The sequence below is a fragment of the Isoptericola halotolerans genome, from assembly GCF_003003075.1.
In the GTDB taxonomy this organism is placed as follows: Bacteria; Actinomycetota; Actinomycetes; order Actinomycetales; family Cellulomonadaceae; genus Isoptericola; species Isoptericola halotolerans_A.
Map to the genome: position 1 here is coordinate 380,542 of NZ_PVTX01000001.1, position 14,130 is coordinate 394,671.

A 14,130-nucleotide genomic window follows, 5' to 3' on the forward strand; every position below is an offset into this window, starting at 1 on the left:
CTGATCGAGGAGGACCAGAGTGACTCATCCGTCACCGACCCCACGACGTCCCCGGACCGCAGGCACGGCGGCGGTCGCCGCGCTGCTGCTCCCGGCCGCCGCGCTGCCCGCCCTGCCTGCCGCGGCCGTGCCGTCGTCGGACGCCGTCGTCCTCGTCGACGAGGTCTACGGGGGTGGCGGCAACAGCGGCGCCGTCTACGACCAGGACTTCGTGGAGCTCTACAACCCGGGTGACGAGCCCGTCTCCCTGGACGGCTGGTCGGTCCAGTACGGCTCGGCGGGCGGCACCACCTGGTCGGGGCAGACCGACCTGTCGGGCGAGATCCCCGCGGGCGGGTCGTTCCTCGTCGGGCAGTCGCGCGGCAACGACACCGACCTGCCGGACCTCCCGACGCCCGACGCCGAGGGGTCGATCTTCCTGTCCGGCTCCGGCGCGGAGGTGGCGCTGGTCTCCTCCACGGACCGGCTCGACTGCACCGGTGCGGCGTGCGCCGACGTCGCGGACCTCGTCGACCTGGTCGGCTGGGGCTCGGCGAACACCTACCTCGGGTCCGGTGCGGCCCCGGGCACGAGCAACGCGACGTCGGTCGCGCGGGTCGGGCACAGCCACACCGTCGACAACGCCGTGGACTTCGTGGCGGGGACGCCGACGCCGGCCAACAGCGGCACGGCGACCGACCCGGACCCGGACCCCACGCCGACCGACGACCCTGACCCACAGGCCGCCACCATCGCCGAGATCCAGGGGACGGGGGACGCCTCGCCGCTCGACGGGCAGGTCGTCACGACGCGCGGCGTGGTGACCGCCGTCTACCCCACCGGCGGTTTCGACGGCCTCTACCTGCAGACCGCGGGGACCGGCGGCGCCCCGGCCGACGACGCCACCCCGGGCGCGTCCGACGCGCTCTTCGTCTACTCCGCCGCCGCGGCCCGGGAGGTCGAGGTCGGCGACCACCTCGAGGTGACCGGCGTCGTCGGCGAGTTCTACGGCCTGACGCAGGCGACGCCGTCGGCCTGGACTGTCCTGGACGAGCCGGCCGTCGCCGTGAAGCCGACCACCACCACCTGGCCCGCCGCCGAGGCCGAGCGCGAGGCGCTCGAGGGCATGCTGCTGGAGCCCCGGGGCGACTTCACCGTGACCGACAACTACTCCACCAACCGCTACGGCACCGTCGGCCTCGCCGCGGGCGACACCCCGTCGGTGCAGCCCACCAGCGTCGGCCGTCCCGGCTCGCCGGAGGCGGCCGCGCAGGCCGCCGACAACACGGCCCGCGCCGTCCAGCTCGACGACGGCGCCACGTGGGACTACACGAGCTCCTCCCGCTCGGGCACGCCGCTGCCGTGGCTCAACGGCACCGACCCGCTGCGCGTCGGCGCGTCCGTCACCTTCACCGGACCGGTCGTCCTCGACTACCGGTACAGCGCCTGGTCGTTCCAGCCGCTCGAGCAGCTCACGGGTGAGAACGCCGACGGCGTGCAGCCGGCCACGTTCGCCGACACCCGGGAGGCGTCTCCCGAGGACGTCGGGGGCAACCTGACGGTCGGCACCTTCAACGTGCTCAACTACTTCACCACTACCGGTGACCAGCTCGACGGGTGCCAGTACTACACCGACCGTGACGGCGACCCGATCAGCGTCCGCACCGGGTGCCTCGCCCGCGGCGCCGCCGACGCCGAGAACCTGGAGCGCCAGGAGACCAAGATCGTCGCCGCGATCGGCGCGCTCGACGCCGACGTGGTCGCGCTGGAGGAGATCGAGAACTCCGCGCCGTTCGGCAAGGACCGCGACCAGGCCCTCGCGGACCTGGTCGACGCCCTGAACGCGGCGCAGGGGACCGGCACCTGGGCGTACGTGCCGTCACCTGCGCAGGTGCCGGCGGACGAGGACGTCATCCGCAACGCGTTCATCTACCGCCCGGCGGCGGCCGAGCCGGTCGGCGACTCGCGGATCCTCCTCGGGTCCGAGGCGTTCGGCAACGCCCGCGAGCCGCTGGCGCAGGTGTTCCAGCCCGTTGACGGAGCGTCCGGTGAGGCGGGCGACGACGTGCTGGTCGTCACGAACCACTTCAAGTCCAAGGGGTCGGCCGGGCCGTGGCCCGGGGACGCCGACACCGGCGACGGCCAGGGCGCGTCGAACGAGTCCCGGGTGCGTCAGGCGACCGCGCTGGTCGACTTCGCCGACGAGGTCGCGGCCGAGGCCGGTACCGAGCGGGTCCTGCTGGCCGGCGACTTCAACGCGTACGAGCAGGAGGACCCGATCGTCGTCCTGACCGACGCCGGGTACACCGACCTGGGCCCGACGACGGGCGAGTACACCTACCTGTTCGGCGGTCAGGTCGGCTCCCTCGACCACGTGCTCGCCTCGCCGGCGGCGCTCGACGCGGTGACCGGCGTCGACGTCTGGGACATCAACGCCGACGAGCCCGTCGCGAACGAGTACAGCCGGTACGACTACAACGTGACCGACCTGTACGACGAGACGCCGTTCCGGTCGTCCGACCACGACCCGGTGCTCGTCGGGCTGGACCTCCCGGCGGACGGCTCCGGCGAGCCCGACGCCCCCGCCTGGGAGAGCGACGTCGTCTACACCGCCGGGGACCGGGTGAGCCACGACGGCCGGGTCTTCGAGGCGCTGTGGTGGACCCGCGGCCAGACGCCGGGAGCGAGCCCCTGGGGCGCCTGGGCGGAGATCGGCACGCCCGTCGAGACCGAGGCCGGCACCTTCCCCGCCTGGACGTCCTCGCAGGTGTACGTGGGCGGCGAGACCGTGGTGCACGACGGCGAGCGGTGGCGGGCCCGCTGGTGGACGCGGAACCAGGAGCCCGGCCAGCGCCACGGCCCGTGGGAGCTGCTCGACTGATCGGCGCTCTCCTGCGCGGGAGATAGGCTCGAGGGGTGAGCAGCACCAGCCCCGAGCCCTCTCCCGCGCAGCCGGCCGAGCAGCCCGTCGAGCAGCCGGCCGAGGAGTCGGCCGAGCAGCCTGCGCCGGACGACCACCTGCTCGTCGACCCGGCCCGGGTGCGGCGGGCGCCCCGCTACCGAGGCTTCTTCACGGTGGGGGCCGTCGTCGGCGTGGTGGTCGGCGTGGTCCTCGGCATGTGGCTGACCGACGTCGCCGGGGACGAGGGTGCGCTGCTCCTCAAGCCGGGTGTCTTCGTCTCGGTGGTGGTGCTGGGCACCACGACCTTCTTTGTGCTGCTCGCGGGCGGTCTCGCGGCGCTGGCGGACCGCCGGAGCCTGCGCCGCAGGTGAGCGCGACGCGGGCCCGTGCCGTCGTCTGTGGGATACTCGGGGCATGCCCCTGCGCCCTGACGGCCGTCTGAACCACGACCTCATGCCCGGCGAGAAGGGGCCGCAGGACGCCTGCGGTGTCTTCGGCGTCTGGGCCCCCGGCGAAGAGGTCGCGAAGCTCGCGTACTTCGGCCTGTACGCCCTGCAGCACCGCGGCCAGGAGTCCGCCGGCATCGCCACCAGCAACGGTGAGCAGATCCTCGTCTACAAGGACATGGGACTCGTCTCCCAGGTGTTCGACGAGACGGCGCTGAACGCTCTCACCGGGCACATCGCCGTCGGACACTGCCGCTACTCCACGACCGGTGGCGTGACGTGGGAGAACGCCCAGCCCACGCTCGGCGCCACGGCGTCCGGGACGGTCGCCCTCGGTCACAACGGCAACCTCACGAACTCGGCCGAGCTCGTCGACCTGGTCGCGGAGCGCTACGGCGCGCAGCGCCGCGGCGAGCTCGCGCGCGGCAACACCACGGACACCGCGCTGGTGACCGCGCTGCTCGTCGGCGACGAGGACCACACCCTCGAGCAGACGGCGCTCGAGGTGCTGCCCCGCCTGCGCGGCGCCTTCTCGCTGGTGTTCATGGACGAGCACACCCTGTACGCGGCGCGTGACCCGCAGGGCGTGCGTCCCCTCGTCCTCGGGCGCACCCAGCGCGGTTGGGTGGTCGCCTCGGAGACGCCCGCGCTCGACATCGTCGGGGCGTCGTTCGTCCGGGAGGTCGAGCCGGGCGAGCTGATCAGCATCGACGACGACGGGTTGCGTTCCACGCGGTTCGCCACGCCCGAGCGCGCCGGCTGCGTCTTCGAGTACGTGTACCTGGCCCGGCCCGACACCTCGATCAAGGGCCGGCCGGTGCACGCCGCCCGCGTCGAGATGGGCAGGGTCCTGGCCCGGGAGCACCCGGTGGACGCCGACCTGGTCATCCCGGTGCCCGAGTCGGGCACCCCGGCGGCCGTCGGCTACGCCCAGGAGTCCGGCATCCCGTTCGGCCAGGGACTCACCAAGAACGCCTACGTCGGGCGGACGTTCATCCAGCCGTCCGACACGCTCCGCCAGCTCGGCATCCGGCTCAAGCTCAACCCGCTGCGCGAGGTGATCCGCGGCAAGCGGCTCGTCGTCGTCGACGACTCGATCGTCCGCGGCAACACGCAGCGCGCGCTGATCCGCATGCTCCGCGAGGCCGGTGTGGCGGAGGTGCACGTGCGCATCTCGTCGCCCCCGGTCAAGTGGCCGTGCTTCTACGGCATCGACTTCGCCTCGCGGGCGGAGCTCATCGCCAACGGCCTCACCCCGGAGGAGATCGGCCAGTCCCTCGGCGCGGACAGCCTCGGCTACATCTCGACCGAGGGCATGATCGCGGCCACCGAGCAGCCGGCGTCGCAGCTCTGCGCCGCCTGCTTCACCGGCACCTACCCGATCGAGCTCCCGGAGGAGCACCAGCTCGGCAAGTACCAGCTGGAGCAGGCGGAGCTGCCCCTCGGCGCCCCGGAGGACGGCCTCTCGCAGCTCTCCGTCGGCGTGGGCGGCCAGACCGCGCTCGACCACCCCTGACCCGCACCGCCCCGCGACACCCCAGGAGCCTCGCCCCGTGACTGATGGACTGACCTACGCCGCCGCCGGCGTCGACACCGAGGCCGGCGACAAGGCCGTCGAGCTGATGAAGGACGCGGTCCGCCGGACGCACGGCCCGGCCGTCCTCGGCGGCGTGGGCGGGTTCGCCGGGCTCTACGACCTCTCGGCCTTCCAGCGGTACCGCAAGCCGCTGCTCGCCACGTCCACGGACGGCGTCGGCACCAAGGTCGCGATCGCGCAGGCGCTCGACAAGCACGACACGATCGGGTTCGACCTGGTCGGCATGGTCGTCGACGACATCGTCGTGGTCGGTGCGGAGCCCCTGTTCATGACCGACTACATCGCCACGGGCAAGGTCGTGCCCGAGCGGGTGGCGGACATCGTGCGTGGCATCGCGCAGGCGTGCGAGGTCGCCGGGACGGCGCTGGTGGGCGGCGAGACGGCCGAGCACCCCGGCCTGCTGGCACCGGACGAGTACGACGTCGCCGGTGCGGCCACCGGGATCGTCGAGGCGGACGCGGTGCTCGGCCCGGAGCGGGTCCGGGCCGGCGACGTGCTCGTCGGCATGGCGTCCAGCGGCATCCACTCCAACGGCTACTCGCTCGTGCGGGCCGTGATCAAGCACGCCGGCTGGGAGCTCGACCGGCACGTGGAAGAGTTCGGCCGGACGCTGGGCGAGGAGCTGCTCGAACCGACGCGCGTGTACGCGAGCGACTGCCTGGCCCTGGCCCGCGACGAGGCGGCCCAGGTGCACGCGTTCACCCACGTCACCGGGGGAGGGCTCGCTGCGAACCTCGCGCGCGTGCTCCCGCAGGGTGTGGTGGCCACGGTGGACCGCTCCTCCTGGGAGGTGCCGGCCGTCTTCCGGACGGTGCGGGAGCTCGGCGGGGTGCCGCGCCGCGACCTGGAGAACACGCTGAACCTCGGCGTGGGCATGGTCGCCGTGGTCGGGGCCGACGGCGTGGACGCGGCTCTGGAGCACCTGCGGCGTCTCGGTGTGGACGCCTGGACGATGGGCACGGTGACGGAGCACGACCCCGCGGCCCCGGCCGAGGACTTGGTGGTGGGAACGAAGGGCGTGCACGCGGGAGCGGTCCGGCTCGTCGGCGACTACCGCTGACGGACGCACGAAGGGTCGGACGGCGGTTGCCGTCCGACCCTGTCGAGACGCGTGCTGGCGACGGAGGTGCGGCTCAGCGCCGGTCGTCGTCCCACGAGGCGTAGCCGTTGTCGTACGCCGAGTCCGCGCTGTCGTTCCACCGGTCCTCGGTGACGACGTCGGTCGACTGGTCGGCCTTGAGCTCTTGCTCCAGAGCGTGGTAGTTCGTCTCGGGGCTGTAGTACTTCAGCTCGCGAGCGACCTTCGTGTGCTTAGCCTTCTGACGGCCCCGGCCCATGGCTCCGACCCCCTCAACGTAAGAGCGGGGCGGCAACGTCGCAGACGTGCGGCCCCGAGAGAAGATTTCGTCTGTTCAGGTTCCAACGGTACATGCTGGAACGGCATTCCCTCCACTCGGCGCGGCACCAGAACCTCACCAGTCTGCGCCTGGTCAGGTCGGGGACCGTCCGGGGCGTGACTCATGTCACGTCGGGAAGCGCGGCGATCCGGACCCACGGGGCGAGCAGGACCTCACGACCGCAAAGCCTCTGCTCGGTTCAAGTCGCCTCAATCCCGCTTTCTGCACACAATGGAACGACACGGCCGTGGAGCTTCAGGGCGCCGCCCGGACCGGCCGCGTGCCAGGAGGTGCAGGGGATGTCGTTTCACGGTGACTCCGAGGTCCTGTTGACGCCCGCCGAGGTCGCCAGCCTCTTTCGTGTCGATCCGAAGACTGTGACTCGTTGGGCCAAGGCCGGCAAGCTCTCGTCCATCCGGACGCTCGGCGGGCATCGGCGCTACAAGGAGTCGGAGGTCCGGGCGCTGCTCGGTGCCGCCTCCGAGGCGGCCGAGGCCGAGGCGGCGGCGAACGCCGCGGCGGCAGACCCCGGGAAGGACGACCGGCAGCGGTGAGTCGCCGGCCCGTGACCGGGCCGACGACCACCGGGGATCAGTGACGGACCGCGCGGACGAGGATGATCGCGACGGTCGCCGCCCCGACGGCGGCCACGCCGAGGAGGATCTTGGCGTTGCGCGACCGGGACGGGTCGTGCTCGGGGAGGCCGTTGCCGGTGAGCAGCCCGCCCACGTCGGCCGCGGCCTGCTTCGTCCCGTGCGCGAGCTGCGCCGCCTGGTAGGAGGGTGACAGCCGGGTCGTCAGCTCGTCGAGGGCGTCGCCGAGCTCGCGCCGCGCCTCGACCACCTGGGCCTCCAGCTCCGCCCGGCTCATGGCCGCCGTGCCGTTGTCCCCGGGTGCCGCCGTCTGGGCTGCTCGCTCCGTGCTCATCCCTTGATCCCCTCCTTGAGCGCGGTGACGTCGTCCTTGACGCGGTCGATGGTCTCCGGCCGGCGCGCGGCCTGCTTGAGCTGGCGGACGGCCACCAGCACCAGCAGCGCGGCGAACAGCAGCATCGCCACACCGATGACGAGGGCCGAGAGCCACAGCGGCCAGACCACGTCGAGGCCCGCGATCGCGGTGAACACCAGGACCCCCACCGCGTAGAAGACGATGACGAGTGCCGCGCACACGAGCCCGACGCCGATGCCGGAGCGCTTGGCCTTTTCGCCCAGCTCCGCCTTGGCGAGGGCGATCTCGGCCCGGACCAGGCGGGTGGCCTGCTCCGAGAGCTGTTCGACGAGCCGGCCCATGCTGGGAGGCCGGTCTGCCGGTGGTGTCTGCCCGTCGTCCCAGTCCGTCATCGGCTGCTCCGATCCTCGACGAGTGTGTGCGTGTGGTCCCACTCAACCCGTCCTGACTGGTCCAGGCAATTCCAGAGCCCCGGTGAGTCGCCCCGGGTCTGCCGAAGAGGTCGTCTGCCGGCGGCCGGACGACGGGATCGTGGGGCGCGTGTCGCCGCCTGTGCGGGAGCCCGGGAACGACCCGGGAACGACGAAGACCCCCGGGCTGCTGCCCGGGGGTCTTCGGTGGTGGCTCCGACCGGCGTCGATCCGGTGACCTTTCGATTTTCAGTCGAACGCTCTACCAACTGAGCTACAGAGCCGAGCCGTGACACGAACGCCCGGGGCGCCGATACCGACGAACCGGGCGCTACATGCGCGACCCTGACGGGACTTGAACCCGCGACCTCCGCCGTGACAGGGCGGCGCGCTAACCAACTGCGCTACAGGGCCAAGATCGGTCGTGAACGTCCGATCCAGGGGCTCTTTTCGAGCCGAGGAAAAGCGTACCCCATGCTTGGCTGGATCCTAAAATCGAATCCTGACCAGGCACGATGCCCCGTGACGGGGCATCCGAGGTGACCGGGGTCACGTCACTCGAGTACCCCCAACGGGATTCGAACCCGTGCTACCGCCGTGAAAGGGCGGGGTCCTAGGCCGCTAGACGATGGGGGCCGGCCGAGACAGCATACCGGGGGAGCCGCGCAGGGTGAACCTGCGGCCGTCGGGGCTGCCGTGGGAGAGGATGGGCGACGTGGTGGAGATGTCGCGCGAGGACTTCGAGACAGCAGTCTCCGAGGGCCTGGACCAGGTACCGGCCGAGCTGACCAGGCTCATGGACAACGTGGTCGTCCTGGTGGAGGACGACGCGCCCGCCGACGACCCCGAGCTGCTCGGGCTCTACGAGGGCGTTCCGCTCACGGAGCGCGGCGAGTCGTGGGCCGCGGGCTCGCTGCCGGACCGGATCACGATCTACCGGAACCCGACGCTCGCGTTCTGCGAGTCCGTGGACGACGTCGCCGAGGAGGTCGCCGTCACCGTGGTCCACGAGATCGCGCACCACTTCGGGATCGACGACGACCGGCTGCACGCCCTCGGCTGGGGCTGAGCGCGCAGACGGGGACAGACCGCCGCTCTCAGTCGAGCGGCGTGTACTCCCAGTGCCACGCCTCCGGCTTGCGGCCGTCGGCCCGGGCCCAGCCCGGGTTGTCCCAGCCGAAGGCGGGGGCGTTCTCGCGCAGCCAGTCGTACTGCGCGGTGCCGAACGACTCCACGCCGTCGCCGAGGTCCACCGCGACGCCCCACCCGTGGTTCGAGTGGCCGGGGACGGCGGCGAGGTAGCCCTTGGCGGCCTTGGTGGCGACCTGCGACGCGTACGACCGGTAGGAGTCGGTGATGGACAGGTGCGAGCCGAACTTCGCCTTGTACGCCCGGTCGAGGCGCTCGAGCTGCGCGCCCGCGTCGCAGCGCAGGGTCTCGCCGGGGGCGAAGGAGAGCTCGCACATCGCGGCCGTCGGGATCTGCCCGTTCTCGTAGGCGGCGACCGACCCGGCCTGCTTGGCGAGCTCGGCGGCCGCCTCGTCGGCCTTGGCCTTCTGGTTGGCCAGGATCTCTGCCGGCGTCGGGGGCGCGGCGTCGACCTCCACGGTGGACTCGGCGTCCTCGAGCAGCACGGTCAGCTCCTCGGTGGCCGCGGTGAGCGCCGCCTCCGCCTCGGCCGCCTCGGCGTCACCTGCCGCGGCCTCGGGCTCGGCCGACGGCTCCGCCTCGGGCTCGGGCTCGGCCTCGGTGCCGGACGGCTCCGTCTCGGCCGGCGCCGAGGACGCCGACGGCTCCGCGGTGGCGGGTGCGTCGTCGGCCGGGGGCTCTTCGGCGGTGTCCTCGCCGCGCAGGGCCGGCGCCGGCAGGGGTGTGCGCTCGGCGGACCGCGACGCGGCCTCGTCGCTGCGGCTCGTGAGGATCTCGGTGACCTCGTCGGCCTGCGCGGCGATCTTCTTCTGCTGCTTCCTCGACACGGACGTCGACTCGGTGATGACGTGCTCGGCGCGCTGGAGGGCGGTGGTGGCCGCGACCTCGGTGGCGTCCGTGGCGGTGCTCGCGGTGGTGCCGGCGCTCGGCTGCGACCCGGCGGTGGGGTCGGTCGACGGCGCGGACTCGGCCGCGGGGGTGGAGCTGTTCTCGCCGGCGCCGCCGGTCAGCGGGCCGACGGCGGTGGCGGTACCGGCCGTGAGCGCCAGGACGGCGGTCAGCGCGGCGATGCCGGTGCGGTAGGTACGAGCGCTGTCCGTCGTGCGGCGCGTGCGCTGCTGGAGGTGCCTGCCGGAGTTGCGGGTCTGACGCAGCCGGGGCAGGGTGAATCGACGTGTGCTCAAGGGTGTGTTTCCTCGGGTCTCGGGGCCGCCGTCCATCGTGACGGCCGGATGTGACCGCCCTCTGGGAGAGCCGCGAGGATTGGCGGGCCATCACGCGGGGACTTCGCGGACCGCCGGTGAAGTCCGGACACATGTCGCGTCTCGCCCTCGATTGCCGGTGTGAGCGCCAACACAGGTCCGGATGGTGGGACGTGCGGTCCCGGCCGTCGCACCCCGGGACGCGACCGCGGTGCTCGTGCCGAACACTGCAGGGATGAGCCCAGCACCCGTCACCGTGTCGATCCACCGTGTCGTGAGCCCGGAACGCGTCCCGGAGGTCACCGCGTGGGTCCAGGCGGGCGTGAACCTGGCGAACCGGTGGCCCGGGTTCCTCGGGTCCGGGTGGATCCGGGTGGCCGAGGGGTCGACCGACTGGGTGATGCTCTACCGCTTCGCCGACGCCGAGCGGCTCGAGGCGTGGGAGGGCTCCGCCGAGCGCCAGGCATGGCTCGCCCGCGGAGAGCACCTCGTCTCCGAGCAGGCCGTCACGAAGCGCACCGGCATCGAGGGCTGGTTCGACCCGCCCGTGCGTCAGGACGAGCCGTCGGGCCCGCCGCTGCTGCACGCACCGCCCCGGTGGAAGCAGTCCGTGGCGATCTGGCTGGGCTTCTTCCCCGTCAACCTGGCCTTCACCGCGCTCGTCGCCTGGCTGGTCCCCGGCTTCCGGGACCTGTTCCTGGTGCTCCAGGTGCTCGTCTCCACGCTCGTCCTCACGCCGATCATGTCCTTCTGGGTCCTGCCGTGGGTGACCGGCCGGCTGCAGGGGTGGCTGCACCGGCCGCCCCGCGAGCGCTGAGCGGGGACCGCACCGCCGACGCGCAGCGGGCGTCCAGGTGCCCGTCCTAGTGTGGAGCCATGTTCCTGGACTCCGACTCCGACTCCCCGATCGATCCCGGCACGGTCGAGTCCACCGTGTCCCTCACCGTCACCCTGGCGTGGGCGGCCGCCGCCCTGGTCGCGGCCTACGTCGTCGTGACCCTCCTCTCGGTGCTGGTCCGGAGGTTCGCGAGCCGTCGCCCCCTGTTGCGTGACCTCGCCACCCGGCTGCGCCAACCCATGCGTGTGCTGCTGATGATCGTCGCGGTGTGGGTCGCGTTCCGGCTCTCGGCGCACGAGGACGAGGCGTGGTTCGACTTCCTCCAGCACGGCCTGCTCATCGCCACCATCGTCGCGGGGGCGTGGCTGGTCGGCGCGATGGCGTTCGTCGTCGAGGACCGCACCCTGGCTCGGGTCAGCTACTCGGGCGACGACCGGCACGCGCGGCGGGTCCAGACCCAGATCTCGATCCTGCGCCGGGTCACCGTGGCGATCATCGTCATCCTCGCCATCGCGGCGGTGCTGCTCACGTTCCCGGCGATGCGCGCGGCCGGCGCCTCCATCCTCGCCTCGGCGGGTGTGCTCTCCGTGGTCGCCGGTATCGCCGCGCAGTCGAGCCTCGCCAACACGTTCGCCGGGATGCAGATCGCCTTCACCGACGCGATCCGCGTCGACGACGTCGTCGTCCTGGACGGGGAGTTCGGCCGGATCGAGGAGATCACCCTCACCTACGTGGTCGTGCACGCCTGGGACGACCGCCGGCTCATCCTGCCCAGCACCTACTTCACGACCACGCCGTTCGAGAACTGGACCCGGCGTGCCGCCGATCTCCTCGGCACCGTCGAGGTCGACGTGGACTACAACGTCCCGCTGCCCGCGATGCGTGCGGAGCTCGAACGGCTGCTCGAGGCGTCGCCGCTCTGGGACCGCCGCATGGGCATCCTGCAGGTCACCGCCGCGACCGGCGGCGTGGTCCAGGCCCGCGCGCTCGTCAGCGCCGCCGACGCCGGGACGCTGTGGGACCTGCGCTGCCACGTGCGGGAGGGGCTCGTGGAGTGGCTCCAGCGGGAGGCTCCGTACGCCCTGCCCCGCCGCCGCTACGAGGGCGCGACGGCACTGCCCGAGGGGGCACGGGCCGGGGACGCGGCGGACGCGGAGGCACCGGCCGGACCCGCCGGTGCCGACGAGGAGCGCAAGCCGCTGCCGGTCGCCGTCGAGCCGCCGTCGAGCGCCGCGTCCGCCGCCTCCGCGCCGGCCCCTCGGGTCGGCCGGCGTGACGGCGAACCGGTGGTGGTCCCCGGCCGGACCGGCACCAGCCGGCCTCGCCGCCCCTCCGTGCTCCACCGACAGCGGATGCGGTCCGGCGTGCCGCCGGTCGAGCCCGCCCAGGACGCGACGGTCGTGCTCGGCGAGGTCCCGGCTCCCCAGCGCGGGGTGGACGAGACCACGATCATGCCGCCCTCGCAGCCCGCGGGCCTCTACAGCGGCAGCGAGGAGGCCGAGGCGCGGCGGGAGAACTTCGAGGGACCGGGCGAGGACGCCATCGCCGAGCGCGAGGCGCTGGCCGAGCGCCGGATGACCGGCGAGATCGAGATCGACGACGACGGCGAGCCGCGGACGTCGCGCGGCACCGGCCGCGAACGGGTCGCCCTGGACTCGGGTGACGGCGGTCCGACGGACGGCCCCGGCGAGGGCGGCGGTCGCGGCGACGGGGGCGACGGGGGTGACGGCGGGCAGTAGCCCGGCAGCGCCGTCAGCGCAGCCCCGTCAGCGCAGCGCCGCTCCCGCGCGTCCGGCGAGCCAGCCCCGCAGCTCGCCGGGCCGGTCGGTGATGATCGCGTCGACACCGGCCGCGACCAGGCCCTCCCACTCGCTCGCCTCGTTCGCGGTCCACGGCATGACCCGGACGCCGGCCGCGTGCGCCGTGGCGACCAGGCCCGGGTCGGCGAGCACGGCGGCGACCGCCGGGTTCACGGTGACCACGCCGAGCTCTGCCGCCACCTCAAGGAGGTCCGCCGGGGCGGCCTCGCAGAGGTAGCCCCGGGGGAGGTGCGGCGCCGCCTGCCGCAGCGCCGCGACGGTGCGGCGGTCGAACCCCTGCACCACGGTGCGGCCGCTGAGCCCGGCGGCGTCGATGGCCGCCACGGTGGGCTCGAGCTCCGCCGGCGTCCACAGCCCCTTGTACTCGCACAGCAGGTCCATGCCGGGGCGCGCGGCGAGGAAGTCCACCGCCTCGGCGAACGTGGGGATCCGCTGCCCGGCGTGGACCGACGAGAACCGGGAGCCCGCGTCGAGGCCACGCACCGTGGCGGCGTCCAGCTCGTCCACCGCACCCACGCCGTCGGTGACCCGGTCGACGACGGGGTCGTGGATCACCACGGGGACGCCGTCGGCCGTGCGGCGCACGTCGAGCTCCAGGGCCGGCGCGCCGGCGCGCCAGGCCGCCTCGAAGGCGACGAGCGTGTTCTGCGGGGCGACGGCGCAGTAGCCGCGGTGCGCGACGACGACGGGTCCGGTCGGGTGCGGTGCGGCGGGCAGGAGCGTGGTCACCCGGTCCATCCTGGCGCGCGTGACGCCGTCGGGCCAGCGCCGACTGCCCGCCGGGTCGTCGCGCACGGTCAGTGAGTGACCGGCCCGTGGGGGAGTGGGCCCCCCGGGGATCGAACCCGGAACCCGCGGATTAAAAGTCCGCTGCTCTGCCAGTTGAGCTAGAGGCCCGCGGCCGCTCGGTCGGCGAGCGGCGGCTGCGGGCCAGCCTACGCGCGCGGCACGCCCCGCGGGACACGTGCCGACTCCGGTGTGACCGGCCTCTCGGCAGGCCCGGAGGGCAGCATACGGCGGGCGCGGAGCACCGGCAGGGGATGTCTCGGCCTCCGAGAGATCGCGTGACGATTTCGTCCCCGCGTTGCGCGACGGCCCCGGGTACTGCTTCGGTGGAGAGGTCGCGTACCCGACGAGAGGAGCAATCGTGCTCACCGTGACGGACAACGCCCGCACCGCCGTCGAGTCGCTGGCCCAGCAGGCCGGCGTCCCCCACGAGGGAGGGCTGCGGATCGCGCAGTCCTCGGGGCAGCCCGGGAACTTCGAGCTCGCGCTCGTGCCGGCGCCCCAGCCCGACGACACGGTCGTCGACGACTCCGGCGAGACCAAGGTCTTCGTCGACACCGAGGCTGCCGGCGCCCTGGAGTCGCTGCAGCTCGACGCCGAGCCCTCCACCGAGGGCCCGGGATTCGTGCTCACGCCCCAGCAGGCCTGAGCCTCCC

The 14,130-nt window shown here is 73.2% G+C and carries 14 protein-coding genes and 4 tRNA genes; 9 read left to right on the forward strand and 9 right to left on the reverse strand.

Annotated features, from left to right (window positions below; genetic code table 11):
* The first annotated feature begins 19 nt into the window (after positions 1–19).
* Genes BCL65_RS01830 through purM form a run of 4 tightly spaced genes read left to right on the forward strand, consistent with a single transcriptional unit; the run spans position 20 to position 5,984 of the window.
* Entirely contained in the window at positions 20–2,860 is a 2,841-nt protein-coding gene (locus tag BCL65_RS01830; RefSeq protein ID WP_106264631.1) for an ExeM/NucH family extracellular endonuclease, read from the forward strand.
* Positions 2,861–2,895: 35 nt separating this feature from the next.
* Positions 2,896–3,252, forward strand: a complete 357-nt coding sequence (locus tag BCL65_RS01835; protein WP_106264632.1) for a histidine kinase — start codon at positions 2,896–2,898, stop codon at positions 3,250–3,252.
* 43 nt (positions 3,253–3,295) lie between these two features.
* Positions 3,296–4,843: an amidophosphoribosyltransferase gene (gene purF / locus BCL65_RS01840; RefSeq protein ID WP_106264634.1), complete on the forward strand. Its 1,548-nt coding sequence runs from the start codon at positions 3,296–3,298 to the stop codon at positions 4,841–4,843.
* A 37-nt stretch (positions 4,844–4,880) separates the two neighbouring features.
* Complete coding sequence (purM, locus tag BCL65_RS01845) at positions 4,881–5,984, forward strand: phosphoribosylformylglycinamidine cyclo-ligase (RefSeq protein WP_106264636.1); 1,104 nt, start codon at positions 4,881–4,883, stop codon at positions 5,982–5,984.
* 73 nt (positions 5,985–6,057) lie between these two features.
* Here purM and BCL65_RS01850 read toward each other — a convergent pair whose 3' ends face one another.
* A complete protein-coding gene (locus BCL65_RS01850; RefSeq protein ID WP_106264637.1) occupies positions 6,058–6,261 on the reverse strand; it encodes a DUF3073 domain-containing protein in 204 nt (67 codons plus the stop codon).
* A 359-nt stretch (positions 6,262–6,620) separates the two neighbouring features.
* Here BCL65_RS01850 and BCL65_RS01855 point away from each other — a divergent pair, with 359 nt between their 5' ends.
* On the forward strand, positions 6,621–6,875 hold the full coding sequence (locus BCL65_RS01855; protein ID WP_106264639.1) for a BldC family transcriptional regulator: 255 nt from the start codon (positions 6,621–6,623) through the stop codon (positions 6,873–6,875).
* Positions 6,876–6,912: 37 nt separating this feature from the next.
* On the opposite strand, the gene BCL65_RS01860 is transcribed toward BCL65_RS01855, so the two are convergent.
* The 5 genes from BCL65_RS01860 to BCL65_RS01880 form a co-directional block, all read right to left on the reverse strand.
* Positions 6,913–7,248, reverse strand: coding sequence for a DUF3618 domain-containing protein (locus tag BCL65_RS01860; RefSeq protein ID WP_165799936.1), 336 nt, complete (start codon positions 7,246–7,248; stop codon positions 6,913–6,915).
* Positions 7,245–7,661 carry a phage holin family protein gene (locus BCL65_RS01865; RefSeq protein WP_106264641.1) on the reverse strand — a complete coding sequence of 139 codons (417 nt, stop codon included), beginning with the start codon at positions 7,659–7,661 and terminating at the stop codon, positions 7,245–7,247. Before BCL65_RS01865 ends, BCL65_RS01860 begins: the two co-directional genes overlap by 4 nt.
* A gap of 226 nt (positions 7,662–7,887) precedes the next feature.
* Positions 7,888–7,963 (reverse strand) — tRNA-Phe (locus BCL65_RS01870).
* Positions 7,964–8,019: 56 nt separating this feature from the next.
* Positions 8,020–8,093 (reverse strand) — tRNA-Asp (locus BCL65_RS01875).
* A gap of 149 nt (positions 8,094–8,242) precedes the next feature.
* A tRNA-Glu gene (locus BCL65_RS01880) sits at positions 8,243–8,315 on the reverse strand.
* A gap of 70 nt (positions 8,316–8,385) precedes the next feature.
* Between BCL65_RS01880 and BCL65_RS01885 the strand changes: the two genes are divergently transcribed.
* Positions 8,386–8,748, forward strand: coding sequence for a metallopeptidase family protein (locus BCL65_RS01885; protein ID WP_106264643.1), 363 nt, complete (start codon positions 8,386–8,388; stop codon positions 8,746–8,748).
* A 28-nt stretch (positions 8,749–8,776) separates the two neighbouring features.
* On the opposite strand, the gene BCL65_RS01890 is transcribed toward BCL65_RS01885, so the two are convergent.
* Positions 8,777–10,012 carry a M15 family metallopeptidase gene (locus BCL65_RS01890; protein ID WP_106264645.1) on the reverse strand — a complete coding sequence of 412 codons (1,236 nt, stop codon included), beginning with the start codon at positions 10,010–10,012 and terminating at the stop codon, positions 8,777–8,779.
* Between the two features lie 253 nt (positions 10,013–10,265).
* On the opposite strand from BCL65_RS01890, the gene BCL65_RS01895 reads away from it, so the two are divergent.
* Both BCL65_RS01895 and BCL65_RS01900 read left to right on the forward strand, forming a co-directional pair.
* Positions 10,266–10,847: an antibiotic biosynthesis monooxygenase gene (locus BCL65_RS01895; RefSeq protein ID WP_106265154.1), complete on the forward strand. Its 582-nt coding sequence runs from the start codon at positions 10,266–10,268 to the stop codon at positions 10,845–10,847.
* Between the two features lie 59 nt (positions 10,848–10,906).
* Entirely contained in the window at positions 10,907–12,607 is a 1,701-nt protein-coding gene (locus tag BCL65_RS01900; RefSeq protein WP_106264647.1) for a mechanosensitive ion channel family protein, read from the forward strand.
* Between the two features lie 27 nt (positions 12,608–12,634).
* Here BCL65_RS01900 and BCL65_RS01905 read toward each other — a convergent pair whose 3' ends face one another.
* Both BCL65_RS01905 and BCL65_RS01910 read right to left on the reverse strand, forming a co-directional pair.
* On the reverse strand, positions 12,635–13,417 hold the full coding sequence (locus BCL65_RS01905; RefSeq protein ID WP_165799937.1) for a glycerophosphodiester phosphodiesterase: 783 nt from the start codon (positions 13,415–13,417) through the stop codon (positions 12,635–12,637).
* Between the two features lie 95 nt (positions 13,418–13,512).
* A tRNA-Lys gene (locus BCL65_RS01910) sits at positions 13,513–13,585 on the reverse strand.
* A 250-nt stretch (positions 13,586–13,835) separates the two neighbouring features.
* Between BCL65_RS01910 and BCL65_RS01915 the strand changes: the two genes are divergently transcribed.
* Positions 13,836–14,123 (forward strand): iron-sulfur cluster biosynthesis family protein, encoded by a 288-nt coding sequence (locus BCL65_RS01915; RefSeq protein WP_106264651.1) that lies wholly within the window; start codon positions 13,836–13,838, stop codon positions 14,121–14,123.
* The last annotated feature ends 7 nt before the right edge of the window (positions 14,124–14,130 follow it).

Excerpts from the sequence above, each read along its gene's own strand:
- BCL65_RS01895 (WP_106265154.1), top strand. The coding sequence starts at position 10,266 with ATGAGCCCAGCACCCGTCACCGTGTCGATCCACCGTGTCGTGAGCCCG.
- BCL65_RS01900 (WP_106264647.1), top strand. The coding sequence starts at position 10,907 with ATGTTCCTGGACTCCGACTCCGACTCCCCGATCGATCCCGGCACGGTC.
- BCL65_RS01885 (WP_106264643.1), top strand. The coding sequence starts at position 8,386 with ATGGGCGACGTGGTGGAGATGTCGCGCGAGGACTTCGAGACAGCAGTC.
- BCL65_RS01850 (WP_106264637.1), bottom strand. The coding sequence starts at position 6,261 with ATGGGCCGGGGCCGTCAGAAGGCTAAGCACACGAAGGTCGCTCGCGAG.
- BCL65_RS01865 (WP_106264641.1), bottom strand. The coding sequence starts at position 7,661 with ATGACGGACTGGGACGACGGGCAGACACCACCGGCAGACCGGCCTCCC.
- BCL65_RS01855 (WP_106264639.1), top strand. The coding sequence starts at position 6,621 with ATGTCGTTTCACGGTGACTCCGAGGTCCTGTTGACGCCCGCCGAGGTC.
- BCL65_RS01860 (WP_165799936.1), bottom strand. The coding sequence starts at position 7,248 with ATGAGCACGGAGCGAGCAGCCCAGACGGCGGCACCCGGGGACAACGGC.
- purF (WP_106264634.1), top strand. The coding sequence starts at position 3,296 with ATGCCCCTGCGCCCTGACGGCCGTCTGAACCACGACCTCATGCCCGGC.